This window comes from Rania fehmarnensis (genome assembly GCF_056494185.1).
Genome location: NZ_CM151398.1, coordinates 415,209 through 441,396, shown reverse-complemented (window position 1 = coordinate 441,396; position 26,188 = coordinate 415,209). Strand labels below are relative to the sequence as shown.

General features: G+C 54.9%; 23 protein-coding genes. 15 read left to right on the top strand and 8 right to left on the bottom strand.

Annotated features, from left to right (window positions below):
• Positions 1–44 precede the first annotated feature (44 nt).
• The 4 genes from SH573x_RS01605 to SH573x_RS01590 form a co-directional block, all read right to left on the bottom strand.
• Positions 45–1,457, bottom strand: coding sequence for an RsmB/NOP family class I SAM-dependent RNA methyltransferase (locus tag SH573x_RS01605; RefSeq protein ID WP_479352544.1), 1,413 nt, complete (start codon positions 1,455–1,457; stop codon positions 45–47).
• A gap of 230 nt (positions 1,458–1,687) precedes the next feature.
• Entirely contained in the window at positions 1,688–2,257 is a 570-nt protein-coding gene (gene mobA, locus SH573x_RS01600) for a molybdenum cofactor guanylyltransferase (protein WP_479352543.1), read from the bottom strand.
• Between the two features lie 329 nt (positions 2,258–2,586).
• Positions 2,587–5,034 (bottom strand): flagellar hook-basal body complex protein, encoded by a 2,448-nt coding sequence (locus tag SH573x_RS01595; RefSeq protein ID WP_479352542.1) that lies wholly within the window; start codon positions 5,032–5,034, stop codon positions 2,587–2,589.
• A gap of 161 nt (positions 5,035–5,195) precedes the next feature.
• Complete coding sequence (locus SH573x_RS01590) at positions 5,196–5,633, bottom strand: flagellar hook assembly protein FlgD (protein WP_479352541.1); 438 nt, start codon at positions 5,631–5,633, stop codon at positions 5,196–5,198.
• A 211-nt stretch (positions 5,634–5,844) separates the two neighbouring features.
• Between SH573x_RS01590 and flhA the strand changes: the two genes are divergently transcribed.
• The 5 genes from flhA (at position 5,845) to SH573x_RS01565 (ending at position 11,615) form a co-directional block, all read left to right on the top strand.
• Positions 5,845–7,935, top strand: coding sequence for a flagellar biosynthesis protein FlhA (flhA, locus tag SH573x_RS01585; protein ID WP_479352540.1), 2,091 nt, complete (start codon positions 5,845–5,847; stop codon positions 7,933–7,935).
• A gap of 108 nt (positions 7,936–8,043) precedes the next feature.
• Positions 8,044–9,261, top strand: a complete 1,218-nt coding sequence (gene flhF, locus SH573x_RS01580; RefSeq protein WP_479352539.1) for a flagellar biosynthesis GTPase FlhF — start codon at positions 8,044–8,046, stop codon at positions 9,259–9,261.
• Entirely contained in the window at positions 9,258–10,367 is a 1,110-nt protein-coding gene (locus SH573x_RS01575) for a hypothetical protein (protein ID WP_479352538.1), read from the top strand. The genes flhF and SH573x_RS01575 overlap by 4 nt, the downstream gene beginning before the upstream one ends.
• Positions 10,368–10,451: 84 nt before the next feature.
• Positions 10,452–10,703: a hypothetical protein gene (locus SH573x_RS01570; RefSeq protein ID WP_479352537.1), complete on the top strand. Its 252-nt coding sequence runs from the start codon at positions 10,452–10,454 to the stop codon at positions 10,701–10,703.
• 126 nt (positions 10,704–10,829) lie between these two features.
• Positions 10,830–11,615, top strand: a complete 786-nt coding sequence (locus SH573x_RS01565) for a FliA/WhiG family RNA polymerase sigma factor (protein ID WP_479352536.1) — start codon at positions 10,830–10,832, stop codon at positions 11,613–11,615.
• A gap of 416 nt (positions 11,616–12,031) precedes the next feature.
• On the opposite strand, the gene SH573x_RS01560 is transcribed toward SH573x_RS01565, so the two are convergent.
• Positions 12,032–14,440 (bottom strand): ribonuclease R family protein, encoded by a 2,409-nt coding sequence (locus tag SH573x_RS01560; RefSeq protein WP_479352535.1) that lies wholly within the window; start codon positions 14,438–14,440, stop codon positions 12,032–12,034.
• A 144-nt stretch (positions 14,441–14,584) separates the two neighbouring features.
• Here SH573x_RS01560 and SH573x_RS01555 point away from each other — a divergent pair, with 144 nt between their 5' ends.
• The 4 genes from SH573x_RS01555 to SH573x_RS01540 all read left to right on the top strand — a co-directional run bounded on the left by SH573x_RS01555 (position 14,585) and on the right by SH573x_RS01540 (position 18,340).
• Positions 14,585–14,995 (top strand): response regulator transcription factor, encoded by a 411-nt coding sequence (locus tag SH573x_RS01555; RefSeq protein WP_479352534.1) that lies wholly within the window; start codon positions 14,585–14,587, stop codon positions 14,993–14,995.
• A 182-nt stretch (positions 14,996–15,177) separates the two neighbouring features.
• On the top strand, positions 15,178–15,588 hold the full coding sequence (locus SH573x_RS01550; protein WP_479352533.1) for a DUF423 domain-containing protein: 411 nt from the start codon (positions 15,178–15,180) through the stop codon (positions 15,586–15,588).
• Positions 15,589–15,927: 339 nt separating this feature from the next.
• Positions 15,928–16,578, top strand: a complete 651-nt coding sequence (locus tag SH573x_RS01545; protein WP_479352532.1) for a hypothetical protein — start codon at positions 15,928–15,930, stop codon at positions 16,576–16,578.
• A gap of 217 nt (positions 16,579–16,795) precedes the next feature.
• The gene (locus SH573x_RS01540; protein ID WP_479352531.1) at positions 16,796–18,340 is read left to right on the top strand and encodes a PAS domain-containing sensor histidine kinase; all 1,545 of its coding nucleotides are present in this window, start codon (positions 16,796–16,798) and stop codon (positions 18,338–18,340) included.
• A gap of 112 nt (positions 18,341–18,452) precedes the next feature.
• On the opposite strand, the gene SH573x_RS01535 is transcribed toward SH573x_RS01540, so the two are convergent.
• The 3 genes from SH573x_RS01535 to SH573x_RS01525 all read right to left on the bottom strand — a co-directional run bounded on the left by SH573x_RS01535 (position 18,453) and on the right by SH573x_RS01525 (position 21,074).
• The gene (locus SH573x_RS01535) at positions 18,453–19,436 is read right to left on the bottom strand and encodes a GspE/PulE family protein (protein ID WP_479352530.1); all 984 of its coding nucleotides are present in this window, start codon (positions 19,434–19,436) and stop codon (positions 18,453–18,455) included.
• 67 nt (positions 19,437–19,503) lie between these two features.
• Complete coding sequence (locus SH573x_RS01530) at positions 19,504–19,983, bottom strand: hypothetical protein (protein ID WP_479352529.1); 480 nt, start codon at positions 19,981–19,983, stop codon at positions 19,504–19,506.
• 20 nt (positions 19,984–20,003) lie between these two features.
• Positions 20,004–21,074, bottom strand: coding sequence for a lactonase family protein (locus tag SH573x_RS01525; protein WP_479352528.1), 1,071 nt, complete (start codon positions 21,072–21,074; stop codon positions 20,004–20,006).
• A 261-nt stretch (positions 21,075–21,335) separates the two neighbouring features.
• Here SH573x_RS01525 and SH573x_RS01520 point away from each other — a divergent pair, with 261 nt between their 5' ends.
• From SH573x_RS01520 to SH573x_RS01495, 6 genes are all read left to right on the top strand, one after another.
• Positions 21,336–22,304 (top strand): type II secretion system F family protein, encoded by a 969-nt coding sequence (locus SH573x_RS01520; RefSeq protein WP_479352527.1) that lies wholly within the window; start codon positions 21,336–21,338, stop codon positions 22,302–22,304.
• 42 nt (positions 22,305–22,346) lie between these two features.
• Positions 22,347–23,609 carry a type II secretion system F family protein gene (locus SH573x_RS01515; protein WP_479352526.1) on the top strand — a complete coding sequence of 421 codons (1,263 nt, stop codon included), beginning with the start codon at positions 22,347–22,349 and terminating at the stop codon, positions 23,607–23,609.
• A gap of 47 nt (positions 23,610–23,656) precedes the next feature.
• A complete protein-coding gene (locus SH573x_RS01510) occupies positions 23,657–24,115 on the top strand; it encodes a hypothetical protein (protein WP_479352525.1) in 459 nt (152 codons plus the stop codon).
• Positions 24,105–24,653 carry a hypothetical protein gene (locus tag SH573x_RS01505; RefSeq protein WP_479352524.1) on the top strand — a complete coding sequence of 183 codons (549 nt, stop codon included), beginning with the start codon at positions 24,105–24,107 and terminating at the stop codon, positions 24,651–24,653. The genes SH573x_RS01510 and SH573x_RS01505 overlap by 11 nt, the downstream gene beginning before the upstream one ends.
• 109 nt (positions 24,654–24,762) lie before the next feature.
• Positions 24,763–25,131, top strand: a complete 369-nt coding sequence (locus SH573x_RS01500) for a hypothetical protein (RefSeq protein ID WP_479352523.1) — start codon at positions 24,763–24,765, stop codon at positions 25,129–25,131.
• Between the two features lie 27 nt (positions 25,132–25,158).
• Positions 25,159–26,187, top strand: coding sequence for a DUF1559 family PulG-like putative transporter (locus SH573x_RS01495; RefSeq protein ID WP_479352522.1), 1,029 nt, complete (start codon positions 25,159–25,161; stop codon positions 26,185–26,187).
• Position 26,188: the final 1 nt, after the last annotated feature.

The following is a 26,188-nucleotide window of genomic DNA, read 5'->3' as shown; positions in this document are numbered from 1 at the left end:
CGGGGCAGCGCGGGATTTGAGTTTCGCTGGTGGGGGACCGTTCGTCAAGTGGGTGTGGTTGAGACTTGCTTCAAGTTGGGCTGGCGTAAGGGTTTAGGTAGGTGATTCTTTAACTGACCTGCCGCTAACTTTGACCAGGCTATCGAACGACCCCGCCACATGACTACTCGCCAGGGTCGGACGGCCGAGGAACTTGGCGTTGGTGCGGGCTCTTTCAAATCCGTGGCTAAGTGCAAGGATGTGCCGCTGAAGAAGTTTAAAGCTGCTTGATCCGATAACTCCTCGCGGTGATGAGGCTGGAAGCTGAGCGATGGCACGCTCGATGGGGGCGCGAGGGTCGCAAGCGGCCAGGCGGGTTGCCAGTGATTGCCGAACTGAGTCGCTAATGCAATTCCATTCCATGCCAGCTGTCGCCAGGCGTCGGGTATCAAAGGACTAAACCAACTGACCGCTTGCTTGTGTTGCCACATCTGCAAATCATCAACAAACGTTCCCCACGCCGCTAACTCCGAGCGAAAGTCGATGGCTTGCCAGGGTTGATGTCGACCGGTTGAAGTGGACCCTGCAGCAGAACTTGATGTCGCTATATCATCCTCGGGGCGTAGCAGTGCAGCGGCGAAGCCACCGGCACAATGGTCGCGATGCGGCCACACGCGATAGCAACCTGCATTGCCCGGCGTCTGCCATGGCTCTAGTTCCGGCAGCACAACAGGTTGCCAACCAGGGAGCTTGTCGCGCAGCCACTTGATGATGGCTTCGTTCTCTTCGAATGCAAACGTGCAAGTCGAATAAACCAAACGTCCACCTGGCCGCACAAGCTCAACGGCCGACTCGAGGATCGTACGCTGACGCGCCGCGCTGTGCGCAATTTGATGTTCGCTGAAAGCCGACATCGATTGCTTGTCACGACTCACCAGCGATTGACCAGTACACGGTGCATCCACTAACACGCAATCAAACTGAGCACCCAAACCAGCGCTCAATCGCTCGACGGGTTGATGCGTGAGCATGTAATTGCTCTGACCAGTGCGACCTAGGGTTAGCTGCAAAGTCTCAATGCGCGATGCGATCACTTCGTTGCTGACTAGCAAACCTGAGCCATCTAACTGCTCGAGTATCGCAGCTGATTTGCCGCCCGGCGCAGCGCAACAATCAATAATCGTCTGACCAGGCTGGATCTGCATCAACGTCAATGGCAACAGCGATGCTGCGTCTTGAACCGCATAATCACCCACCGCAAAATTCAAAAGCCCACCAGGTCGAATGTGGCTGTCAGTTAAAAATCGCCCCAGCGGTGACCATGGCACAGACGTAACTGCAAAAGGAAGTTGCGCATCCGTAATACCAGGACGCGGACGAATGCAACGCCAGCCAAATCGACTGAGCGATTCGGTGAGCTCGGATAGCTCTTCTGCCGAGAAGTGAGCTGCGAGCGGACCTAGAGATGAATGGAACATTTACGATTTACGATTTTAGATTGGCGATTTTAGATTTTAGAATTACCATTGGGCCCCCTTTGCAGCGAAACAAATTGTGAGGTGCATTCTGATGCGGAACACTTTCGCTTCGGTAATGGGCCCCCTCCCGCAGACTTCGGCTGAACGCCTCGTCTGCGATCTCCCCCGGCTTCGCCGGGGGAGGTGACATGCAGCCCTTCACGCAGATAACTTAAGAGCTTTACGATCTCTTAGCCAGGGTAGTTGACGTTAAAGGACCAGTGGCTGGGTGGGAGTTCAGTTTCAAGTCTGATGGCGGAGGCGGCGTTCAGTAGGGATTGCAGCGATAGTTGTTGTTGGTCCAACCTGGCACGCACTTCGTCGAGCAACGAACCATGATACAGACCTGGCAGTGGGTGCCAATGGTGATCGAAAAATGCGACCGCCTTGGCTGACGAAGTTATGGCATTGACTAGCTGTGTGTACCACTGCGGATCCCAGTGGGCTTGATCGCAGTTGACTAACATGATCCAGCCTGACTCAGGCGATGCATCGCCAGCCAACGTATCTACATGATGTGCTAACGCAGTAGCCAGTCCAGCCAACGGTCCCCTGCCCGGCAGCTCGTCCGCCAGACAAGTGATACCGAGATCCGTATAACGCTCGGCGCGATCAGCCACTATATGTACTTGATGGCCACAATCGACTAGCCGCTGCATCAAGCGAAGCAGTTGTGGTTGGCCGTCGATCACGTGTCGCGATTTGTCACTGCCAAAGCGACGGCTCTGGCCGCCTGAGAGGATGTAAGCTGGGTATGGCATCCATGCATTGTAACATTCGCACCGCTGGGCGATGCGATCGCGAAGGTTGAGTTGGTTAGAGGGTGCGCCTCGCCTTAATCGTTTAACCCGTAGCCGTAGGTTAGGCAAACGAAGGAGTGCAGCTAGCAGTGAAAAGTCTTCGAATTAAGCAACGCGGAAGGTTGGATAACGCAGAGTTTGGTTAGAGGGTGCGCCTCGCCTGGCGGCTACGGGTTAAACGAGGGCGCTGAATACAGAGCCACAGGCTGGAAGCCTATGCCACATGAAGACACAGGCTGGAAGCCTATGCCACACTCATGCTGGAAGCCTATGCCACACTATGCAACAAGTTATCGTCTGAGGTTTAGCAGTTCGTCGAAGAGCTGCTGGGTGGCAGTGATGACTCGAGCGTTGCTTCGATATTGTGTCGAAGCTAAGACGAGGTCGACCAGGTCGCCTCCGATGTCGGTGTTCGATAACTCTAACGATCCGGCTACGACGGTACCGATGCCGTTTTCACCGGGACGACCTTCGATGGGCAAACCGGTATTGATACCTTGCGCATACATGTTCTGACCGCGCTGTTCCAAACCTTGGGGATTGGCAAAGCGGGCCAAACGCACTTGCCCCAAGTCGCGCGAGACACCGTTGCTGAAGACACCTCGCACCGTGCCGTCTTCGCCGATGACATAGCTGGTCAGCGTACCAGGAGGCGAACCATCTTGACGCGATGCAGCCAGGCTGGCTTCGGCAGTGGCCAAACCCGATACTTTGCTGAAGTCAATCTCGAATTGCAGCGGCGATACGCTCGGCAAGCCACTGCGATCGATCGCGACCGTGGTCTTCGTAGCTGATACAAAGTTACCGTTTCCGTCGAAGGTCAGGAGACCTGAACCTACGGCGATGCCGGCACCCGAAGCCGAAGAGTTATCAGCCGAATCTGCGAACCAGCGATACACCGTGGCTGTATCATCGCGGCTTTCCAATACCGCTGTAACACGCGTACGAATCGGTAGGCCCAGCGTATCGTAGGATATGAAGTCAGCTACGGCGCTTTGGCCTTGAGCGGTTTGCACGCTGCCGAAAGCTAAGTTGGGCGTGGTTACTGCGCCTGTGGGCGTTTTGATGCGGAAACTTGTCAGATCGATTTCAACTGCATTGTCTTCGCCATTGTTGCTGACAAAGCGAATCTGACCGTTGCGAATGTACGAGCCCGGTAGCAACGTACCGGTCTCACCACTGATATTGTTGACCGAGCCCGGCAGCGGATTGGCTGAGTCACCGCTGTCGGTCTGGATGCCCATCGCATCTTCCATAAACGTTACCAGATCCTGAACCGTGCTGGTGGCAGTGATCTGGAACGCTTTGGTTTCGAGATTGCGTCCACCCTTGCGGGCATTGAAGGTCAATTCGCCTTCGCTGAATACATTGTTATAGGACAAGCCATCGCGCTTGAGCACGTTGGTCAGCAGCGTGTTACTGTCAATCTGCGGACCATCAAGATCCGCCTTTTGATTGCCCGAAATGGACAAGTCGCTGATGGCCGCGTCCGATTTGTTGTCCGTGTAATCGTCACCAGGAGCAATCGTATCGACTAGATAGAATGAGTTCTGATCGCCAGCCGTGTTGCGATAGATTCGAATCGAATCATAAGCGGGAAAGCCACCGCTGGAGGGCGGCGTGGGTGGCGTAGGCAAACCGGTCAAATGCACACGACCGTTGACAATATTCTGCGGCCCCAATAGCGCCGATGGTCGCGTCTCAGGCTCACCCGATTTGAAATAGGTGATCATGTACGAGTAGTTGCCATTGAGAGTCGACGAATCGAGCGTCGTACCACCAACAGCTCCATTGTCCGTGTAGCTGCCACCGGTGGCCACCGTGTCTAACTTCTTGAACTCTGTACCGCCAGCATCGGTGCGATAGATGGCGATTTGTGTGTACTCAGTACCAGCTGTCGGCAAGTTGTTCAGCGTGACAGTGTTATCTGCCAAACCGTTGCCTACAGGAATCGTGACCGAGATGGCATTACTAGGTACGCTCTCTTTACCAGAGGCATCCACAAACGCAATACGATATTGATACACATCACCTTCAGCCAGCGTACCGCCGCCTTGATTGTGAGCGACCGTCACCGCGGCTGAGCTGGCGTTGGTAGCCGCGGCTACACCTACACCAGTCACATCGGGGCGCGGTACGTTGGCATCACCCAAGATCGAACTTTGAATTACTTCAGCCGTGTCGGCAATGTCGCCGTTGGGCGTCAGCGTACCTTCCATGACCACATTCTCGGTCGCTTTGGCAACCGCTTCCGAGCCAAGTGGAATGGTCAGTGGAACAAGATTGGTGGTCTGGACTCGGAACTGTTCGTCAATACCGTATCCAAGCAAGCGATTGCCATTGGAGCTAACCAATTCGTTAGCGCTGTTGAGCTTGAAGTTGCCGTTGCGCGTGTAGAGCTTCTCGTCGTTGGAACCTTGAACGATAAAGAAGCCATCGCCTTGGATCGCCAGGTCCGAGGGCGTCGAGCTGATTTGCAACGTGCCTTGAGTAAACTTGGGCGTAATCCCCGCCACTTGTACGCCCAGGCCAGTCTGCCTGGGATTGGTACCGCCGTTGTCAGAGGTTGGTGCGGCACCCAATGACAGCGTCTGCAAGAACTGATTAGCGAACACCACGTCGGACGATTTGAAGCCGACGGTTTGCGAGTTGGCTAAGTTGTTGCCAAGAACGTCGATCTGAGTTTCGGCCGCGTTGAGACCAGTAAGCGCGGTGCTGAGTGAAGAAGTCAGACCCATTCGACTACCCCTACTTATAAAGCTATTGAGTGAGCCAGACAATGTCGGGCCACGATCGCTTTGCTAGCCTTGGGGCGCAGGGCTGGCCGGCTGATAGTGGGTGCCTTTCGCGGAGCGATCGGGGCACGCGTGCCTTTCGCGGAGCGAAAGGAGACAATCGTCTAGCTTTGATTAATCTCCCGGATGTTGCTGATATCGACAGTCGAAGTCCCAATATGCACTTTCACTGTACGCTTCGTCTTGTCTTCGGCGTCAGTGGTTACCGTAACTTTGTCAACTACGCCAGTTACCTCTTTTGCGTCGTCATCCAAAGCACTGACCTTTTTCCCAATCAGACCACTGGCCATCGTCAATCCTTGGCCAGTCGCAAAGGAAGTCAGCGTTTCGGTAAGCTGGTTAGTTGAGCCAATTTCGCGGATCTGGCTAATCTGCTGCAACATCTGCGAATTATCCATGGGGTTCAACGGATCCTGATTCTGCATTTCAGTTACGAGCAGAGTGAGGAACTGGTTGAGATCCACGTCGCGGAGGTCGTTACCGGTGGTTTTGCCCGAGTTACTAGTGGACGAACTGCCAGTGGTACCGGAAATGGAGGACATGAGTTGCTCCTAAAGTGTCTTGAGTACGGCGCGTGATGGCCACAGTTGCCGAGCGAAGCCGATGCGTCAAGAGCAGAATTCGAATTTTCTGATAGCAGATTTCGGTTTGGAGAACTGAAATTAGCTTTGCTGTATTTCGAGGAATCTTGTATGTACTCGTAGTGGATCGCATCTGGCTTGCGTCCGGCGTCAGCGGCTACGGGTTAACAAATTGAACTTTGCAGCGTTCTTAAATCGATTTCGAGATCTGGTATTGCCCGTGGCCATCATTGGCTGCGTAGGCGTGATTCTCGTTCCGCTGCCGACGATCATGATTGACATCCTGTTGGCTGCTAATGTCGCTGTGTCGATTCTAGTGCTGCTGACCACGATCTACATTCGTACGCCGCTCGAGTTCAATGTGTTTCCTACATTGCTGGTGGCCACGACCCTGGCGCGGCTGGTATTGAACGTCGCCACCACGCGCTTGATCTTGACGCGGGCTGATTCGGATGCCGAATCGGCAGCCGGCGGTGTTATCCAAGCGTTCGGTCAGTTTGTAGCTGGCGATCGTATCGAAGTTGGTATCATTCTGTTCGTGATCATTGTCGCGATTCAGTTCTTGGTCATCACCAAAGGTGCCACGCGCGTCAGCGAAGTGGCAGCACGATTCTCGTTAGACGGCATGCCTGGTCGCCAAATGGCGATCGATGCGGATTTGAACGCCGGCGTTATCGATGAACAAGAAGCGACGCGTCGTCGTGAGTTAGTAACGCGTCAGGCCGATTTCTATGGTGCGATGGACGGTGCCAGCAAATTCGTGCGCGGTGACGCAATTGCCGGTATCTTGATCACCCTGATCAATATTATTGGTGGTCTATACATTGGCATGATGTATGCCAATATGGACCTGAGCCAGTCGTTTGCACTTTTCACACGCCTGACAATCGGCGATGGATTGGCTAGCCAGGTACCAGCGTTTTTGATTTCGCTAGCCGCCGCGCTGTTGGTCACACGTAGTACACAACAAGTCAATTTGCCGATTGAGTTTCTCAATCAGTTGGTGTCGCGACCACAAGCCCTGGCTGTGGCTGGCGGATTCATGATTCTGCTCATCTTTACGCACTTGCCAACTCTACCACTGCTGACGCTAGGCGGTAGTTGCGTGGCCTTGGCCTACATGGTCCAGAAGCAGAATGCCGAGCTGGAGAAGCGGCAACAAAAAGTCCAGAATGATGCCGAAGTAGCCAAACATAAGCCGCCAGAAAAGAAGGCTGAAGACTATCTCGAGATCGATCCGATGCGCATCGAGATCGGCGCGGCGCTACTGCCGCTGGCGGATCCACGCCGAGGTGGCGATTTGATGGATCGCATTAGCGCAGTGCGGGCAATTCTGGCTAGCGACATGGGTATCCTGCTGCCCAAAGTGCGGATGAAGGACAAGCTCAGCTTGCCTGAAACCGTGTACGAAATACAGATCGCGGGCAATCGCGTGGATCGCGGTGAAGTTCGACCTGGGCGATTGCTGGCCATTGATACCGGCCGCAGTTCAGCTCCTTTGGCTGGTGACCCCATTCGCGAACCGGCAGCGGGTCGAACGGCTTACTGGATTACCACTGAAGAACAACCGCGAGCTGAGTTATATGGTTATGAAGTGGTGACGCCGGCAGCAGTCGTGTCTACACATTTGCAGGAGATCGCGCGACGTCATGCACATGAATTGCTGACGCGCGATGCGGCCAAGCAACTAGTTGATCAACTCAAACAAGCTAGCCCAACGGTTGTCGAAGAACTCATCCCGGGCACAATGAAGTTGAGCGATGTCCAAACTATTCTGCAGATGTTGCTCCGCGAAGATGTGCCGATTCGTCAATTGGGGCTGATCTTCGAAACGTTAGGCGACTACGCTTCACGCGTTAAAGAGCTGGTGGTGCTGTGCGAAATGGTGCGAGCCCGATTGGCGCGTACGATTTGCCAACGTTTTCGCGATGCCAATGGCCAGCTGCATGTGATCACGATGGATCCCGCAATGGAAGATCGGATCGCCGCCGGCTTTGAAATCGAAGGCCGGGGTTTGCGCATTCGCATGTCGCCTCAAGCGGTCGACATTACGGTATCGCAAATCGCCAAGCAACTACGGCAACTCACTCAAGCTGGTCATCGGCCGGTGCTGGTCGTCAGCCCACGTATTCGACCTGCAGTGCGTGAGTTGACTCAAGACAAGCTGCCGGATCTGCGCGTGCTAAGTCATCAAGAGATTACGCAACAGACTCAGTTGGTGTCAGTCGGTATGGTCACTGATCCGGTACCTGCCAAGGCGTAAAGGTACAAACGCTGGCTCAGCGGTGGATTGGTGATGTGGTGGGTGTGGTGGTGCGGTTGAGAATGGATTAGGGGCGAACTTACTTTCGCGGAGCGAAAGGAGACATTGGTGGAAATCTTCACTTATCGAGCTCAATCATTGCAAGAGGCGTTGATGCTGGTCCGACATGAGTTGGGGCCGGAAGCTTCGGTGATTCAGACGCGCGAAGTCGGTGGAAAATTCTTTGGCCTCTTTGGCAAGTGCCAGGTCGAAGTGCAAGCCAGTCGCGATGCCAAAGTCGTGCGGCGACTGACCGATAGCCATACCCAGACGGCGCTGGTGGATATCGAGGAGGCTGCAGAACATTTCGCTACGGACGCGATGGCTGAACCAGATCGTTTCGACATGAGCGAAGAAGATGCGGGCGAAACAGCTACGCTAATTCGCTACGATCAAGAAGATAACGATACACCCCAGTCGTTCGATCCGTCGGAATCAACGCGAGTAGAACGATTCTCAACGCAGCCCAGCGAAAGCAGCGGGGCAATCAACTATCTTTCGCCCGCCATGTTCGAGGTCTTTACAGAGATGCTAGACGCGGACGTTGATCCAGATGCCGCGCGATTGATGTTGCAGGAAGTCGCCCTGCACTGCTCGCCCGCTCAACTGAATGATCCTTGGTTGATCAAAGGCCGACTGTGTCAATTCATTCAACAGCGTATTTCGGTTTCGGGGCCCATTGATGTGCAATCGGGCCGTCAGCAGATCGTGGCCTTGGTTGGTCCAACTGGGGTCGGCAAGACAACCACGCTTGCCAAGCTAGCGGCTGGATTTCATTTCGATCAAGGCACTCAAGTTGGCTTGGTTACTCTCGACACATTTCGATTGGGAGCTGTCGATCAACTCCAGAAGTACGCTGACTTGATGGGGGCAACATGCGAAGTTGTGGCTGCTCCCGATCAAATGGTACCGGCGCTTCATAGGCTTCGGCACTGTCATCTCATCTTGATCGATACGGCGGGCCGTTCACCGCGCGATGAGGCGCAGCTGAAGGTGCTGAAACAGTATTTGCAGATTGCTGAACCTACGCAAGTTCACCTGGTCCTGAGCGCAGCCAGTTCACCACGGCATGCAGAAATGGCGATGCAGCATTTCAGCTCGCTAGGGCCAACACATTTGTTGCTGACCAAACTGGATGAAGCGATCTGCCTGGGCAGTTGGTATCGACTCTTGTCGATGGGCAAGTGGCCGCTGAGCTACTTGACCACGGGCCAGCACGTTCCTGAAGACATACTGACTGCCAATCGCCGACGCGTAGCGAGTCTGATTATGGGGCAACAATCATGATCTTCGACCACTGGCTGCCCAAGGACAAGCAAACGGACCAGGCAGCTGGACTGCGTCAGCGCATTCGCGTTGACGAGGCCCATGGCGCCGCCAGTGTTCGTGTATTGCCTTGGCCGCGAGTGGTCATGATTAGTGAGCTACCGGGGTCGGATGTGGGAGCCAGGTTTGCTTTTCATTTGGCCGCAGCGCTAGGGCGAAGTGTTGAGGGGGGACAAGGCGGTGGAGTTGGTGCGAGTGCAGGTGTAGGTGTAGGTGCAGGAGTGGGAGTAGGAGTAGGAGTAGGAGTAGGAGTAGGAGTAGGAGTAGGAAGGGGGCCTTTCGCGGAGCGAAAGGAGACGCTTTTGATCGACTTGGCGCCGGCGGCTAGTCGCTTGCCGCATGTGCTGGCCGATCATGTACCTGGGCCAGCTTACCCGGCGCTATGGAATTCAATTGCAGCGGGCAAGGCTTTGGCGACTTGCCAACTAAATCAACGGCTGCATGTATCGATTGCAGCTGAAGCGACTTCGGCACCTTGCGCAGTTGACCAACTGCCTCGTATCTATGAACAACTGATACGCACGATTTGTCGACAAGTGGAGCGTTATCGCTGGATAGTGATGCTGGGCTTGGATACGGTCGTACCACTGGACAAAGCGTGCTGGCAAGCGGCTGACGATGTCATTTTGGTCGGTGGCCATGAACTTTCAGGTTGCAATCGACAAGCAGCGGTGCTGCGTAGTCGCATTGATGATGCGGAACCGGAGCGCACGATCTGGACGTTGCCCAAGCGGCCGTTCAGTTGGATGCGCTCGTGGAATCCGCTGTGGTTGAGTTCACGTAAAGATGCGGTCTGGCAGACACAATGGTTGGATGCGGGTGTAGCCTCCAAGTCGTTGCCCGTGGTGGGCTGGCCGGAGCGTTGTCAGGCAGATAGTTTGCGAAGTGGTTCGTGGACCGATGGGATGTTGGCGCGTTGTGCGCAGCGTGTTGGTCAGCGGTTGCGATTAGCGGCCGCCTGTCAAGATAGTGATACTTTGGTTAACTCTGCGGGCACGCAGAAAAAGATTCAACTCAGCCTAGGTAGTCGACCGATAAATCAGTTGACGGAAGAGTTCCGCGCATGACAGCGCACTTACTGAAGAACTCTTATACGACGTTTACGATAAGTAGCATGGAAGCTGACGCAAGGCAGCATGGAGGCTGATCTAATGGCGCGAGCATACTCTGGCGTGCTGGGCGCGATTGCGATCACCTTTGTGATTTTGCGCGGACTATTGTTGGGGATGCTGGCCGACGAGATTCTCGGATTGTGCCTGGTAGTGTTCACTGCGTTTGCTGCAGTCGGATATGTAATCGGCTCGATTGCTGACCGGACTGTGTGCGATTCGGTGGAAAATCGCTTTCGCAGCGAGATCGCGCGATTGCAGGCTGCCTCGGCGTCAAACGAAAAAGCGGAATGACCGCAAGTTTGGCATAGATTCTCCCACTAGAGTTCGCTAAAAGATTCGCCGCGGCAGGGATAGCTGCTTGTCAAACGCCTGGGACTCGGCCTGGCCGAACCTGCTTGCAGATTCACGGAGGATTGGATGGCAACGACGATCGCGGCTCAAGATGATATTCAGGAAGTATGGAAGAAATACAAGGACGACCCGAACAACGTCGAACTGCGCAATCGCTTGATTGAGCAGTATATGCCGCTGGTCCGTTATAACGCTGACCGCATATGGCAACGACTACCCGACGGCGTCGAACTGGATGACCTGATTAGCGCAGGCATCTTTGGTCTGATGGACGCCATCGACGCGTTCGATACCGCTCGCGGTGTCAAGTTCGAAACCTACTGCGTGCCACGTATTCGTGGTGCAATTCTGGACGAACTGCGCACGATGGACTGGGTGCCTCGGTTGGTTCGCAGCAAAGCGAGCAAACTGGGTGAAGCCAAAAAGCAACTGGAAGCTCGTTATGGTCGCGCTCCTACCGATCGCGAACTGTCCGAGCACATGCAGATCAGCATTCAAGAGCTGGAAAAGATGCAGATGGAGGCTAACGCTGTTAACCTCGTCAGCTTGAACAAGAAGTGGTACGAGACCGACAGCTACAAAGATGTACGCGAGATCGACATCCTCGAAGACAAGAAGGGTGAAGATCCCACGCGCCGCATTCAGAAAAGCGACCTCATGCGCTTGGTGACCAAAGGTCTCAACCGCAATGAGCGTTTGATCATCATTCTGTATTACTACGAAGAGTTGACCATGAAGGAAATCGGGGCTACGCTCGACCTGAGCGAAAGCCGCGTCAGCCAGATGCACTCCAGCATCGTGGCCCGCCTTCAAGAACAACTCGGTCGTCGTCGACCCGAGTTTGGTACCTAACGCACCACTGCATCGAACTTGCAATCATTATGGGTGACAATCTCTGTCACCCATTTTTTTTGGTGGATGCGGATGAGGCAGAAGTCTTGCCTAACGCTGGGCCCCCTCCCGCAGATGAAGGCTGAACGCCTCGTCTGCGACCTCCCCCGCTGCGCGGGGAGAGGTGACAGTCACCTCTCCAAGGCTTCCGCCTTGGGGAGGTCCAATCGAGCCTTAGCGAGATTCGGGAGGGGTCAGGGCACGTAGCCGACCTTGCCAGAGTTTGGAAATCAATTGGTGACGCGTCCAAAGTCTGGCGACTTCGGCTACAGGTGGTACCGCAGGAGTCTTGTCTAGCGCTGGGCCCCCTCCCGCAGACGAAGGCTGAACGCCTCGTCTGCGACCTCCCCCGCTGCGCGGGGGAGGTGACAGGCACCCTACTTCTTCTTGCCTTTGCGCGAGGAGTGTTGCTTCTTGGTGGCCTTGGGTTTGCTCTTGGTCGCGGTCTTTTTCAGGCCGGATGTCTTCAAACCTGCAGTGGGCTTCAAACCTGCGGTGTGATTGTTCACGACCTTTAGCAACAGGGCGCGGCGGGCCAGGTCGATCGATTCGATGTTGACAGTCAGTTCATCACCCAGTCGATAGCGATTGCCTTCGCGGAAGCCTTCGATCACATGACCGCGACGCTCGAAGCGGTAGCGATCTTCGGGCAGACTGCCGATGGACACGAAGCCTTCAGCAGGAATCGTGGTACCGCGGACGTAGAAGCCTTCAGGCGTTACGCCACTGATGACGCCCTTCATGGTTTCGCCGATCTTCTTGTTGAGGTAATGCAAGAGTTTGATCTTGGTTATCTCACGTTCGGCTTGCTCGGCATTCTGTTCTTGGTCAGAACAGTGATGGCCCAGCCCGATCAGCACCGCAAATGGATCGCCTGGCGAGGTGTGACGATCGAGCATGCGCTCGACCGTGCGATGGACTTGCAAATCGGGATAGCGACGAATGGGGCTAGTGAAGTGGCAATAATGATCGAAGTTCAACGCGTAATGGATTTCGAAATCCGGCTGATACACAGCTTTGCTCATCGACTTCAGAATGGCATAGTTGACAGCGTACTCGGTAGGTTTGCCGCGAACTTGTTTGACAACCTTCTGAATCTCGAAACGACTTTCGAGGCTAGCGACTTGGATTCCCAAGTCTTGCACGAATTCAGTGAGCTTCTTCAGTTTGCGAGGTTCGGGCGCTGCGTGGGCACGGCGCAAAAACGGTATCTGGCGATCATCCATCCAAGTGGCCACCGTTTGATTGGCCGCCAGCATGAACTCTTCGATTACTTGATGACTCTCGGTGTATTCGACCAGCCTGGCACCTTTGACTTTGCCACTCTTGTCTAGCTCCAGCTTGATCTCGGGCAAGAACAACTCGAGCGAACCGTTCTTCATGCGGTTCTTGCGCAGCACCATCGCCAAGGTATGCATGTCGCGCAGCAGTTGCCATATCGCCGGTTGCAACCGGCTGCGCCACGGTTCGGGATCAGCCAGGTATTGGTCGACTTGTTCGTAATTGAGTCGCTGTTGATTGAGGATCGCGGAGTTGAAGACTTCCCAGTGGATGAGCGTGCCATCGTCCGACATTTCCATCAGGACCGATTTGGTTAAGCGCACACGATCCGGTTGCAAACTGGCCAGGTGATTACTGATCAGTTCGGGAAGCATCGGAATGACGCGGTCGGGCAGATAGACGCTGGTGGCGCGCCGTTTGGCTTCGGCATCCAGCGGCGAGCCAATCGGTACAAAGTGAGCGACATCGGCAATGTGGACCATCAACTCCCAATGACCTTTGTCATTGCGCGAGAGCGAGATGGCGTCATCAAAGTCACGCGCATCAAATGGATCGATCGTGAGCGTCGGCACTTTGGTCAGATCGCGCCGGTCGCTGGGTATATCGCCTTCGACAAAGGCGTCTGCTTGTTGGCGAGCTTGATCGATGACCTCGTCAGGAAACTTTTCAATCAAACCAAATTGATGCATGACGGCCAGGGTATCGACGGCTGGGTTCTTGCTGGACCCCAGCACTTCCATGATGACGCCTTCGCCCACATGCACGCCGTCGGGAAACTTAACCAGCTCCACCACGACTTTATCTCCGGGCTCGACCGGCAGACCTCGCACGTCGCCGACATTGATGGGTGAGCCGACTGAGACGCCATCCAGATGCACGATGCTTTTGCCGTCGAGCAGATCGTAGGAACCTGAGAACTGGCGTCGAGCGCGCTCGACGACTTCCACGACAACACCTTCTTGACCACTGCCTGCGCGGCGGCTGGGGCGCACGCGCACGTCGACCATATCACCATCCATGGCGGTGCCGATCGAATCGCTGGGTATGAAGATGTCCTCGGTAAAACCTTCTTCGGTGCCAGCAGAGGGTCGTACAAAGCCAAAACCGGCGGCAGCTTGTCGAAACTTGCCGCGAATTGCCTTGGCCCTGGGAGTCGACTTGGATTTTGACTTCGTCGATTCGACCTCTGTGATGAGCGGCAGATCCGTATCCAACTCGATATCAACCCCACTGTCTTCAGGCCCAGGGCGGCGTTTCTTTTTGGTTACGGGCGGAGTCGCTGGGGTCGTCGGTTTGGCAATGGGCACGATCAGGTGGTTGGAGGCATACGCCACTTCGCCATCTAAAACCATGCGTTTGATGAGTTTGCGCAGACCTCGATAGGCATCGTCGTCCAGTTTTAGCTGTCGATGAATGTCTTTGGGTTTACTAGGGCGGTAGCTGGGTCCATACACTAAGTCGAGGACACGTTGACGCAGCGCTGGGGCTTCGGAAGAGTCTGTCACTGATGAAATGCCAGGGGTAAATGCCAGGGGTAAATAACTGGACTGGGGAAATTTGGTCTATAATCAGTGTGACGCGAGAGGGTCCGCTGTAAAAGTACGAAACTCGCGCAAGGCGTATATTTTCAGGGCGAAAGACATCCATTGATGAGCGAAGTAGAGAATTCACCGCCAGAGAGCAACGACAAGCCGGCCATGCCTCGTGTGCTTCTGGTTGACGATGATGGCGAAATTGTAGAAGCGATGCGCTATGCCTTGGAAGCCAATGGCTTTGCCGTCAGCGTGGCTCGCGATGGCAATCAGGGGTTGGCACTGACTGAAAGCATGCAGCCGGATCTGCTGGTGCTGGACATGATGATGCCCAAACGCAGTGGTTTTCTAGTGCTGGAAGCTCTGCGACGTAGCGGCAATGACAAAGTCAAAGTCATCATGATCACCGCCAATGAAGGCAACCGCCATAAAGCCTATGCTGAAATGCTGGGCGTCAACGATTACTTGCGCAAACCATTCCCCATGGACAAATTGATCGATAGCGCTCGCAAATTGCTCGGGAGTTAGGTTCTTAGTAGCGGAAGCCGTCAAGGCTTTCGGCGAATTGCGGGATAGGGCCATAAGGGCCAAACTCTGGCGAATTCAGCTACGGTGCTCCAAACTCTGGCGAGTTCGGCTACGGCGAGTTCGGCTACGGCGAGTTCGGCTACGGCGAGTTCGGCTACATAGATTTTTGAAGGGATTTCAAAGTGATTCGCTGGTTGGTGTTGGTGGCAGGAGTGATCGGCGCGGTGGGAGTGGGATTGGGAGCGTATGCTGCGCATGGATTGGAGGCTAGCTTGGTCAAGTCAGGCTTGCCGAGCGAAGAGGTCGCCAAGAAACTTGCCACCTGCGATATCGCGGTCCGCTACCACTTAATTCATGCGGTGGCACTGTTGGCGCTGGCCGCGGCGCCGGCGTCGTTTGCGCCCAAACATCGCAGCCTGGCTGCGCTGCTGTTTCTGCTGGGACTGGCCTTGTTCTGTGGCTTGTTGTATGCCAAAGCGATGGCGGATTTGAAGGGACTGGACCTGGTCGTGCCCTTTGGAGGCATGAGTTTTATCTTGGGCTGGGTATGCATTGCCTGCCTGGGCTTCAGAAAAACTAGCCCTTCTCCTTGACGCGCTCCCTATAACATTATGGACCTGAACTGCCAGGCTCGCGATGATGCGGCTGCATTAGGTGTCCATGTGTTCACTTATACGTATGGGAGATCGTACTGCTTTTGAGTCGATGCCCCGAAACGATTTGTGTGGTGCAATCTGCTGCAGAACACTTTCGTTTCGGGGGGGCCATTTTGCGCTGCGGACTCTTGCCCTTCGGCACGCGGCCCTCCCGGAGCCTAGCTAAACGCTGGCTCCGACCTCCCCCAAGCAAAGCTCGGGAGAGGTGACATAAAGCCCTTCCATCAAACGACTTAAAAGCCGTTCAATCTCATAGGATTGAAGAAGGAGCAGTCGATGACCCAGGCCGTGCACGTAATGTGGGGCGTTTATGGACTATGGTTGCCCAGGTGCCCTGAAGGATCTTGGCAGGAATTCGTGACTCAGTGGGAACTGGCGGTATATGGTCAGACCCGCAGTCCGCAACTGGGCCAGCAGTTTGAACCCGCTGATTACAAGACCTCCAAACTGTTATCGGCGGGACGCTGGAAGCAAGCGTCGCAACCCTTTAGCCCGTTCCAGCGGCGCGCGATCCACACGGGCTTTGAAATCTATCTGCGAAAGCATCGCTCTACGGTTCTGGCCTGCGCAATCCTGCCGCAGCATGTTCAGGTCGTCTATTGCCCGTCGCCGCTGGAGCGAGCCGATGTCGGCATCACGCTCCGAGCTGAAATCACGCGGCAGCTGCGCCGCCTGCAAGCGAAAGACCCTAGTGACTGCGGGTTGATGCTATCGCCGGACAAGTTTTGGTCGCCGATCCGCTGGCGCAAGGACTTGGAAGATGAACGCGACATTTTGTCGGCGGTCAACTACGTATCAGGTCTTTACAGTATCGAGCGGGTCGAAGCCCAACCGGCTGGCTTTGTAAAGCAATTCGCATCGCACCTGGGTTGTCGCGAAGACACGTCAACTTACACATTTGATTCTGAATGGAGGATGGCCGGATGAGCCCGCACCCACCAATTGAGCTGCCTCCATATACCCCCGCCGCGATGACAAAACGTTTATGTTTTGGTAAAGTACATGGGTGCAAATGCTTGGTTTCCTTAACACCTTGGGTTATTTTGCAAAGTGGTCAGCAAGTGCGCGAGCGGTTGCGCATGGCTGATGGTTTCAAATACGTAAAGGTAAGCGGCTCACCCTCTGCCGAACGCCCCAAAATACCATGGACAAGACGGCTAGACACCAAACCATTGCCGATGCGTTGCGCGAAAGCGAGCAGCGGTTTCGTGCTTTGGTGGAAGGTATGGCGTTAACGGTCTGGGAGACCGATCCGACAGGCTGTCGAATGGTCGAATCGCCCTCGTGGCAAGAAGTTACCGGCTATAGTTTGAAGCACGATCATCATTGGCTGGATGCGGTTCATCCCGATGATCGCGATGTGGTCGCCCTGCACTGGAGTCACTGTGTTGCCAGAAAGTGTCAATTCACCAGCGAGTTTCGGTTGAAGTGCCAGGCTCGGGACTGGTGCTGGACGCAAGCTCATGCGGCGCCGCTGTTGGATGAAAAGCATCAAGTCACCAAGTGGGTCGGCATGAATGTCGACATTAGCGAACGAAAGCTGGCCGAGCAGCAATTGCTGAAGAATCAGCGTCAAACTTCGCTGGCTCTCGACATAACACGCATGGGATTCTGGAGTCTGGATCCGACCACTCAAAAAGTTCGTATGGATGCGCGCATGCGAAATGTGTGGGGCGAATCCTCCGATGAAGAGCTCTATGGACTGGATGCGGTACTGCGGCGCATTCACCCCGATGACCGGCCGCTGGTGAGTGAGTCGGTAAATGCGGCTCTCGATCCCAATGGATCAGGGTACTACAAGCCGACCGATTATCGCTTGATTTTAGATGATGGATCCACGCGCTGGCTCGCGGCCAACGGTATGACGTTGTATGCCGGTCGTGGTCGCGATCGCAAAGCGATTGAGTTGTTCGGTACCGTGCTGGATATTACGCATCGCAAGTTGATCGAAGACTCGCTACGAGAGAGCGAAGAGCGTTTGCAGCAGCTTAACAGCCAACTCGAGGATCGCGTGCAAGCGCGAACGCGTGAACTAGTCGAGAGCGAAGCTCGCTTGCGTCGCCTGGCGTTGGAATTGTCCAGGGCAGAAGAGCGCGAGCGCCGCCGCTTGGCTCAGATACTGCACGACCATGTGCAGCAGTTGTTGGTGGGAGCCAAGATGCGTGTGGAAGCGGTTCATGCGCGTGCGGTCAGCGACGAAACTCAAGAACAATTGGTGGGCGTCACGACGGTTCTGGACATGGCGATCAACGCGACGCGCTCGCTGGCAGTTGAATTAGTACCCCCAGTGCTGCACGCTCAAGGTTTACCGACTGCGCTACAGTGGTTGGCCGTTCAATTCAAGGATCAGCACAAGCTGACCATCAATATCGACATCGATGCTACCGCTAATCCCACCGGTGAAGAGGCTCGCGATTTGCTATTTCAGGCCGCGCGCGAGTTCCTATTGAATGTGCTGAAACATGCACATGTGCCTCAGGCAAAGCTGCAGCTAAAGCAATCTAGCTCCGCGATCAAACTGTCGGTCTGTGATGAAGGCGCCGGCTTCCCCCCTGAGTCCAACGGCACCAGCCACACCACTTTCGGTTTGTTTCACTTGCGTGAACGCTTGATGGCCTTGGGCGGTGAAATGAATATCCAAAGTCAGCTTGGCCGCGGCACGATCGTCACCGTCACCCTCCCGCGATAGGCTCGCGTAACGCGGCCAAAGTCTGGCGACTTCAGCTACGGGATCCGTAGCCGAGGCGCGCCAGAGATTGGATGAAGTTACGCGTGACGCGGCCAAAGTCTGGCGACTTCAGCTACGGGAGAAGTATCGAGCGGGCTAAGTCGCCTTCCAGTTCTGGGAGGAACTCTACTTTCAAACTGCGTCCGACTTTAGTGGTGTACTGACACTCTGGGCAACCGGTGGAGCAGGTGCATGGTCGCGACGGCAATTGCTGCGTAGTGAGTAAGTTAAGACTGCTGAGAATATGCTGAGGTGGAACTTGCATGTCGATCAAGCGTTGCAGGGCTTCTCGGGGACTGCGAGCATGCATGGTAGTCAGTACAAGTTGGCCCGTCAGGCTGGCGCGAAACACAGTCTGCGCCGTTTGTGCATCGCGTATCTCGCCGATCAGCACGACTTCGGCGTCTTGCCGCAATATGGACTTGAGTCCCACGATCCATTCGAAGCCAGCGTGAGGATCGATTTGCGATTGGGCTACACAGGCCAATTCACTTTCGATCGGATCTTCTAGCGTCACGATGCATCTGCCCTGCCCTGCCAGCCATCGCAAGGCTGCATAGGCGGTGGTGGTTTTGCCTGTCCCCACAGCCCCGCTAATGACAATCACTCCGGTGGGCGTCGACAAAGCTTGCCGATGCCGTTGGAGTTGATCCGTTGTCAGGCCCAGATCTTCCAATTGCCATGCCCGAGACTCGGTGGCCACCAGGCGCAGGACGATACGCTCACCATGCAGTGTTGGAAAGGTCGATACTCGAGCTTCGCGTTTTTCCCGATCCTTGATTCCACCGAAGAGGATACGACCTTCTTGCGGAATATCTTGACGATACGTCAACAGACCAGCCAACGATTTGATGCGGTTGGAAATGCTGGTTTGCTTGCCCTTAGGAACCTCGCCTAGATTCAGCAGGCTACCACTCACTCGCAAACGAATGATGTGTCCGGAAGCTGTTGAATCCAAATGCACATCACTGGCCCCACGCTCAGCAGCCACCTGCAAGATGCGCTCCACCAGTTTCACTGCATAATCACCACTGGCTGAATCGAGGTCATTCCACATGTGTAGGAGTAGGAGTAGGAGTAGGAGTGTCTCCTTTCGCTCCGCGAAAGGAAAGTTAAGGCGCATACTACGATAGTTGCTGCATGGCACTACGGTAAATAGTCTGGTCGATTTGGTTGATCAAGAATTGGTGGGTAAGGATATACTTCTGAATGCGCTGTGCATCTTGTTCGCGGTGGTCGAGGCGATAAGCGACTCGGTCCAAACGATAGTTGTCGTTCAGATCCGCCAGCTTGACGCGTCGGGCGATAGGATTGTCCGCCAATCGCACCACATATTCTGCATAGCTATCGGTATCGCGATGGGTAAGCAAATCGACAGCCTCGATGACTTCGGCGTGAAACCCTTGATCCCGCAGTTCATCGAGCGTCACGGTGGTATCTTCGACCACATCGTGCAGCACCGCAGCTTGTCGCGACAGATCGTCCGACTGCGTTAACATGACTCTTAAACAGTGCAGAATGTAAGGCTGTCCAGCTTTATCGACCACTCCTCGAAACTGCTGGCAGGCCAAGATTAAGGCATCATCAACGGTGGCAATGGCCATGGGCAATAGTCACGAAAAAATCAGGTGTGGGAAACAAACTTAATACAACATGGATTGCCCACAGTAACTGGTGGTGCGGTTTGTGTAAGTCGGCCACTGGACTGGTCGATTTGAAACACGACGATCGAATCAGAGTCTTGATTGGCAACCAGCAGGTATTGGCCGGTAGGATCGATACGGAAGTTGCGCGGCGTTTTTCCACCGCTGGCAACGTGCTCGATCAGTGTAAGGCAACCCGCTTGGATATCAAAAGCGTAGACAGCCAGACTATCGTGACCGCGATTGGAGCCATACACCCAGCGGCCATTGGGATGTACCAAGATTTCAGCCGTCGTATTTTCGGCAGTGAAATCCGGCGGTAGTGTGTCGATACTACTGAGCCTGGTCAGCTGACCTGTGCTCGCGTTCCAACTGGCTGAGGTAATGGTGTTGCCCATTTCATTGATAATGAACACCTGCTGTCCGCTGGGATGAAAAGCGATGTGCCTGGGTCCCTGCCCGGGTTCGGCGTGAAATTGACTCGCCGGTTGAGGGTTGAGCGAGCCGCGGCTGATGTCGAGCTGGTAGATGATAACCTGATCCAGTCCAAGATCGACCGCGCAGGCATAGCGGTTACTGGGATCAGGCAGGATGCAATGTGCGTGCGGGCCTGCTTGACGATCGGGATTGATGCTATGGCCGCTATGTTGAATAGTGGTTACCAGTGACCGCAGCGAGCCATCGTCGGCTAGCGAGATCGATCCCACGCTACCACTACCGTAGTTGGCCACCAGCACAACTTTACCGGATCGATCCACTGACAGATAACATGGTCCACTGCCACCGCTGGGCTGGGCCCCGATCGCCGTCAGCTGGCCACTGGCATCCATTTTGAAGGCGACGACCTGCGAGCCTTCGCGTTTGCCGTCGCGCCGAACTTCGCGACAGGAGTATAACACTGGCAGGGTTGGGTGTAGCGTCAGAAACGTAGGATTATCGACCTCGGTCGCCAGCTGCACGTTTTCGATGTTGGCCGTCTGCGTATTTAGAACGGCGCGATAAATACCTCGACTAAGGCCCGAGGTGTAAGTGCCGATATAAAATGAAATCATGAATCGTCTCGAAGTGCTGCAGGTTTTCGCAATCGCTTTCAACTTCGCACAGGTAGCGGAAGCCGTCAAGGCTTTCGACATGTATGTCTGTTTGGGCGTTATGTAGCGGAAGCCGTCAAGGCTTTCGACAAGCGTGTCTGCTTGGGCGTTATGGTTCGGTAGTGCGCGAAGAGTAGAGCTCGAAATGCTTGACGCATTCCGCTACGGGGTTCTGAGTTATAATGCTGGCCGAGTTATTTATCGGGTAAGAGGTTAGCTGAAATGAACATGGCTGCGGAGATCCTCAAACTGCGAATCGCTGCTCAGGTAGCGCCGCATGCGTGGCAATCTAGTCTGCGGCAGTTCACCTTGGACTTGGAAAGTGGTCAGGACTGGGATCAAGCTGTGGGCAAACTCTCAGCATCGAAGCCGGATTTGGGGTCACTCTTGAAAGCTGCCGGTCAAGCTGGGCAACCGGCCGACATTACCTTGGCAATCATTCGGCAGCGCAATGCGGGACGAGCGGCCTGGCGACGATTCTTAGCAGGTCTGATCTATCCGCTGGGCATGCTCGCGCTGGCTTTGGTGGTAGCATCGCTGGTCAGCATAACGCTATCGTCGATATTGAAAGAATTCCAAGCCGGCTGGGGTGGGTTTGGTTGGGGTAATGTGAACAATACATTCAGCAGAATAGACGATCTTTATCATGCGTCGATGGGTGGCTTGGTCGTAGTGACCTGGCTGAGTTTGTTTTGTTCGACGATCTATCTTGTGGCTACGCCGGGTGCCAGGTTGAAGTTGATTGGATCCGTACCTTATGTGGGGCGCATCTATCGCTGGATGGCTATGTCGGAACTCTTGATGCGAGTATCTGTGTTCAGTCGACATCAACCGGTCTTGGGAGCGGCGCTGCAGTTGACCGCCATGTCGTTTGGCCGTAGTCCATTAGCCGCCATTACCCGGTATGTTGCTCAGCGTGTGGACGCTGGAGAAGGATTTCAGAATGCGTTGCATTCGACGATTGTCAGCGATTCACGCGCTGGCCTGGCGCTAACGCTGATTGAAAAAGAGTCGATAGGCCCCTCAGCAGGATTGGCTGCCAGGCTGTTGGAACAGATGGTTGAATTGACTTGCGCTCGACTGGCCTTGATCATGCCCGCTTTGATACTGTTTGCGATTGTCAGCATCATCTGGGGAACGTGGAGCAGTTTTGCGGATGTACTTAGTAACATCTTGAATGCACTGGCGTAAGGCGTTCGGAGAACGTGGACGCGTCCAATTCGGGATTAGGGCATGAATATCAACCTCGCAAATTTGATTCTGCTGTTGCCTGTGGCGACAACGCTGGCAGTCATTTTGGCCGTGACCGGCGGCCAGATTCTCCGACCCAAGCTCGATGCAGTTCGCACCTTCGTGCATATCGTGATCTGGGTGCTGATTGCGTTGTCGCTGTTTGGTTTGTTGGGCAGACTGATTCCCATGGGTGGAGTGCTGACGATTTGTTTCGTGATGCTGGTGATCGGCTTGCTCACGACCGAACGCAGCATAGCGCGCAGCATGATTCTGCTGACCCTACTGGCTCATCATGGCAACCAGCGCAGGTTGGCCGGTGTCGCACGTTATCTAAGTTTGGAGGGCATTGGTTATTGGAAGAGGCTGGGTGCCAGGTTCGAGAGTGCATTTGCCAGTACCGGCGATTGGATGCTGGCGACCAAGCAGGCGCGAATCGCGCGCGACGAATATGACTACATGGCCTTGGGGACGCTGGAGCAAACGGGTGATCGCACTGCCAGTCGGCAGCAGATCATGCGCGCCATTGAACTGCGCCAACAAGGATCAATATGGCGGGGTCGAGTGGTGGCGGCCTCGATCAGCCTGGTTCCACTCATGGCAAGCGGCATTTTCTACTCCACCGGCATGACTCTCCGTGGTCGAAATCTCTTTGCCGCCATGTTGGAAGAACTTAACATACCGATCACTCCAGAATTCAGTCGCTGGATGGCTGTATCGGAACTGCAACTCCATGTTCTTGTGCCGCTGTTGGTCTGGGGTGGCTTGTTGGTCGCTTACCTAGTCAAGTCGATACCGACTCTGACTGGCTGGCCGCCAATATCTTGGCTCTTTCGAAGTTATCATCGCGCGCTCTGCCTGGCAGGGTTGTCGGAAGTGGTCAAAGGCCAGCCCGAAGTAGCGCAAGCGTGCCGCAGTGTGGCTCAGTCCATGATGGTCAATGGCTGGGCCCGCCGCTTGAACACCGCAGCCAGTCGCATTGAAGCGGGCGAAGAATTTTCTCTAGCCTTAAAGAAAAGTGGCTTGGTCAAACATCAAGAATCTACGGCATTAACTCTTTGTCGCGATTCAGAGTCGTTGGCTTGGGCACTGCATGAAATCGGTCAAGCTGTCGAGCAGCGGACTCAGAATCGAACCAACGTCATGGTACAATTCTTGGTGGTGGCATTGATTTTAGTTTCTGCCTGGTTGACCTCGCTGATCGCAATTTCGGTCATCAGTTCGCTGGCTACGTTTATCCTGCATACGGATCAATTGCCCCCGTAAGTGCTCAAGCCACATCCACTGTTCGCGATTATACGTTGATGGAAACAATGATCCGTCGCAGAATGTCATCATGCCCGACGCCTGATAGCCGCTGTCTGAGTTGCAGCCGCGCGGGCGCCACGACATTGGAGATGATCGCAGCCGTAGGCTTGCTCGGGACGGCCTTGATAACGACTCAAGCGTTTTATAGTCGCATCGCTGATGGCCGACAGATGCTGATGCACACCAATCGCATCCAACGCGCCTTGAGTAACGCCCGAGCAGAGCTGGCCACGTGGCCGCCCCAGCAATTAACGCCAGAGCGTATCAGCCAACTCCCGCTCGCCTTGGAACTCGATGGTCCCGCGCAGCCCAAATGGTCAGTTGAGGTCAAAGATCTGCGGGAACCTATGCCTTGCAAACAGATTTCGCTAGGAGTTGTGTGGCAAGCCCGCGGACAATCTCATACCAGTCGATCGTTGACGTTCTGGTTAGTCTCCCCAGCGGATTCGTCCGATGCTCAGTAACCCTCGGCGATCTCTCCTGGCCACGACGTACGGTCGAGCCCAATCGGTCGAGCACGCCCGCCACCCTGGGTCGTCTTTGATGGAGATGGTGTTACTGATGACGCTGATCGGACTCATTTTGATGATGAGTGTCAAACTGATGAGCCGCGCGGTTGCTGTCCACCAGGTAGCCGTAACTTCCGTGACCGATGTGCGCGTGTCCGAAGCGATCGAACAACGCCTGCGAAGCGATCTGTCGCGTTGCCGCGCAGCATCCATCAACGCAGCTACAGTAGTGTTGGTGATCGATGACCAACAGAGTATCCATTACGAAGTACTGCCACCCAACCAGACTGAACTTGTGCGGCGTGTCATTACCCCAGATCAACCAGACAAGCTCGATAGTTGGCAATTGCCCCATCGCGTTCAATTGACCTTCAAGAGCGAAACCACTCCCGCTGGTCCAACGTTAGTTCGTATTGGAGTTCACTCAGCTAGTGAAACACCGACCATTCGCCAGGTGAGCTTAGATGTGGTAGGCAGCTGTGATGCGCAGTAGTATTTTGACGCTGTGCCCCCTCCCGCAGACTTCGGCTGAACGCCTCGTCTGCGACCTCCCCCGCTGCGCGGGAGAGGTGACAGTCGCCTCTCCAAGGCGCCAGGGTAGCATGCTGGTGTGTGTTTTGGTGGTTCTGCTGGTGACTGGCATGTTGATGATGCTGGGCTTGCGACTCGTGCTGGCATCGTCCAATGCACAGCGTGAGCGTGCCAAACTGCTGCAAGCTCAAGAGCTGGTTGGACTGGGTCGCCTGGTATTGTCCCAGCGCTTGGAACAGGCGCCAGATTCTGTCCCACTGCAAGTCGCGCCGATAGAATTGAGCTTTCCAGCTCAACCAAAGTCCGAGCCACTACCTGCACGGATCACGCTGGAGACGGTTATCGACCAAGCCAAACCTCAATGGCGGATCGAAGCTCGATATCCTTACAATCAACCCGGTGAAGTCCAAGCCACCTGGCAAGGCGCTCCCGGTGACTAATTTATCTGCTTTGCAAGAACGAATTCAATGATGACCACTGACGATTCGCAGAAGAAGTGTTGGGGATTCACCTTGGTCGAGTTGCTGGTGGTCATTGCGGTGATCGGTATCTTGGTGGGGTTGTTATTGCCCGCTGTTCAATCGGCACGCGAAGCGGCCAGGCGAACGCAGTGCACAAACAACCTGTATCAGATAACGATGGCGGTTGCCAATTATCAGCTGGCTCATGGCTGTTTGCCGCCGGGATCGATCGATGCCAAAGGACCCGTGGTCAATATCGCCAATGGGTTCCATCATTCATGGGCCATCCAATTGCTTCCCTACTTGGATGAACGCAATGCCTATCGCAAGCTGAAACATGATCAATCGGTTTATGCGGCGGCCAATGCGCCAGTTCGAGCCTATCAGCTGGCTATCTTAAGATGTGCGTCGTCGCCTTCCAGTGGACCGTACTCCCACTATGCCGGAGTGCACCATAGTTTTGAAACACCGATCGATGTGAACAACAACGGTCTATACTTTCTGAACAGTCATCTGACATATGATGACATCGAGGATGGACTAGCGCATACGCTTGCCTTCGGTGAGAAGGACATCGAGCCGACCGATCTCGGTTGGGGCAGCGGCACGCGTGCGACTTTGCGGAACCTTGGTAGTCCCATCGAGACTTCTTCATCGCCCGCATTTCAAGGCACGCCACCTGGACTGGTCCCGGCCAACTCCAACGGCGAACCACTTGCGGTAGACGAGGGAATGATGGAGGTCGATGCATTTGAAGTGTTGACCGAGGAAGTTGAATTTACCGAACGATGGACATCTGAGCCGGGAGACCCGGCAACGTGGATTGCCATTGGCGATTTGCCTGAATTCATTGCAGGCGCAGTCAATAACGGCACTCAAGTGGGCGGCTTTAGCAGCCATCATGGATCCGTGGTTAACTTCGCCCGCGCTGACGGATCGGTGCATGGTGTTTCGCTGTCGACGGACCGCGTGACTTTGCAGCGCTTGGCCAATCGCCGCGATGGCCAACTGATCAGTCCCAAAGTGAGTCAATAAA

What these genes read in the sequence shown, in the direction of transcription:
- SH573x_RS01605 (WP_479352544.1), bottom strand. Translation starts at nt 1,457, where the DNA reads ATGTTCCATTCATCTCTAGGTCCGCTCGCAGCTCACTTCTCGGCAGAA.
- mobA (WP_479352543.1), bottom strand. Translation starts at nt 2,257, where the DNA reads ATGCCATACCCAGCTTACATCCTCTCAGGCGGCCAGAGCCGTCGCTTT.
- SH573x_RS01595 (WP_479352542.1), bottom strand. Translation starts at nt 5,034, where the DNA reads ATGGGTCTGACTTCTTCACTCAGCACCGCGCTTACTGGTCTCAACGCG.
- SH573x_RS01590 (WP_479352541.1), bottom strand. Translation starts at nt 5,633, where the DNA reads ATGTCCTCCATTTCCGGTACCACTGGCAGTTCGTCCACTAGTAACTCG.
- SH573x_RS01575 (WP_479352538.1), top strand. Translation starts at nt 9,258, where the DNA reads ATGATCTTCGACCACTGGCTGCCCAAGGACAAGCAAACGGACCAGGCA.
- SH573x_RS01570 (WP_479352537.1), top strand. Translation starts at nt 10,452, where the DNA reads ATGGCGCGAGCATACTCTGGCGTGCTGGGCGCGATTGCGATCACCTTT.
- SH573x_RS01565 (WP_479352536.1), top strand. Translation starts at nt 10,830, where the DNA reads ATGGCAACGACGATCGCGGCTCAAGATGATATTCAGGAAGTATGGAAG.
- SH573x_RS01555 (WP_479352534.1), top strand. Translation starts at nt 14,585, where the DNA reads ATGAGCGAAGTAGAGAATTCACCGCCAGAGAGCAACGACAAGCCGGCC.
- SH573x_RS01545 (WP_479352532.1), top strand. Translation starts at nt 15,928, where the DNA reads ATGACCCAGGCCGTGCACGTAATGTGGGGCGTTTATGGACTATGGTTG.
- SH573x_RS01540 (WP_479352531.1), top strand. Translation starts at nt 16,796, where the DNA reads ATGGACAAGACGGCTAGACACCAAACCATTGCCGATGCGTTGCGCGAA.
- SH573x_RS01535 (WP_479352530.1), bottom strand. Translation starts at nt 19,436, where the DNA reads ATGTGGAATGACCTCGATTCAGCCAGTGGTGATTATGCAGTGAAACTG.
- SH573x_RS01530 (WP_479352529.1), bottom strand. Translation starts at nt 19,983, where the DNA reads ATGGCCATTGCCACCGTTGATGATGCCTTAATCTTGGCCTGCCAGCAG.
- SH573x_RS01525 (WP_479352528.1), bottom strand. Translation starts at nt 21,074, where the DNA reads ATGATTTCATTTTATATCGGCACTTACACCTCGGGCCTTAGTCGAGGT.
- SH573x_RS01520 (WP_479352527.1), top strand. Translation starts at nt 21,336, where the DNA reads ATGAACATGGCTGCGGAGATCCTCAAACTGCGAATCGCTGCTCAGGTA.
- SH573x_RS01515 (WP_479352526.1), top strand. Translation starts at nt 22,347, where the DNA reads ATGAATATCAACCTCGCAAATTTGATTCTGCTGTTGCCTGTGGCGACA.
- SH573x_RS01510 (WP_479352525.1), top strand. Translation starts at nt 23,657, where the DNA reads ATGATCCGTCGCAGAATGTCATCATGCCCGACGCCTGATAGCCGCTGT.
- SH573x_RS01505 (WP_479352524.1), top strand. Translation starts at nt 24,105, where the DNA reads ATGCTCAGTAACCCTCGGCGATCTCTCCTGGCCACGACGTACGGTCGA.
- SH573x_RS01500 (WP_479352523.1), top strand. Translation starts at nt 24,763, where the DNA reads ATGCTGGTGTGTGTTTTGGTGGTTCTGCTGGTGACTGGCATGTTGATG.
- SH573x_RS01495 (WP_479352522.1), top strand. Translation starts at nt 25,159, where the DNA reads ATGATGACCACTGACGATTCGCAGAAGAAGTGTTGGGGATTCACCTTG.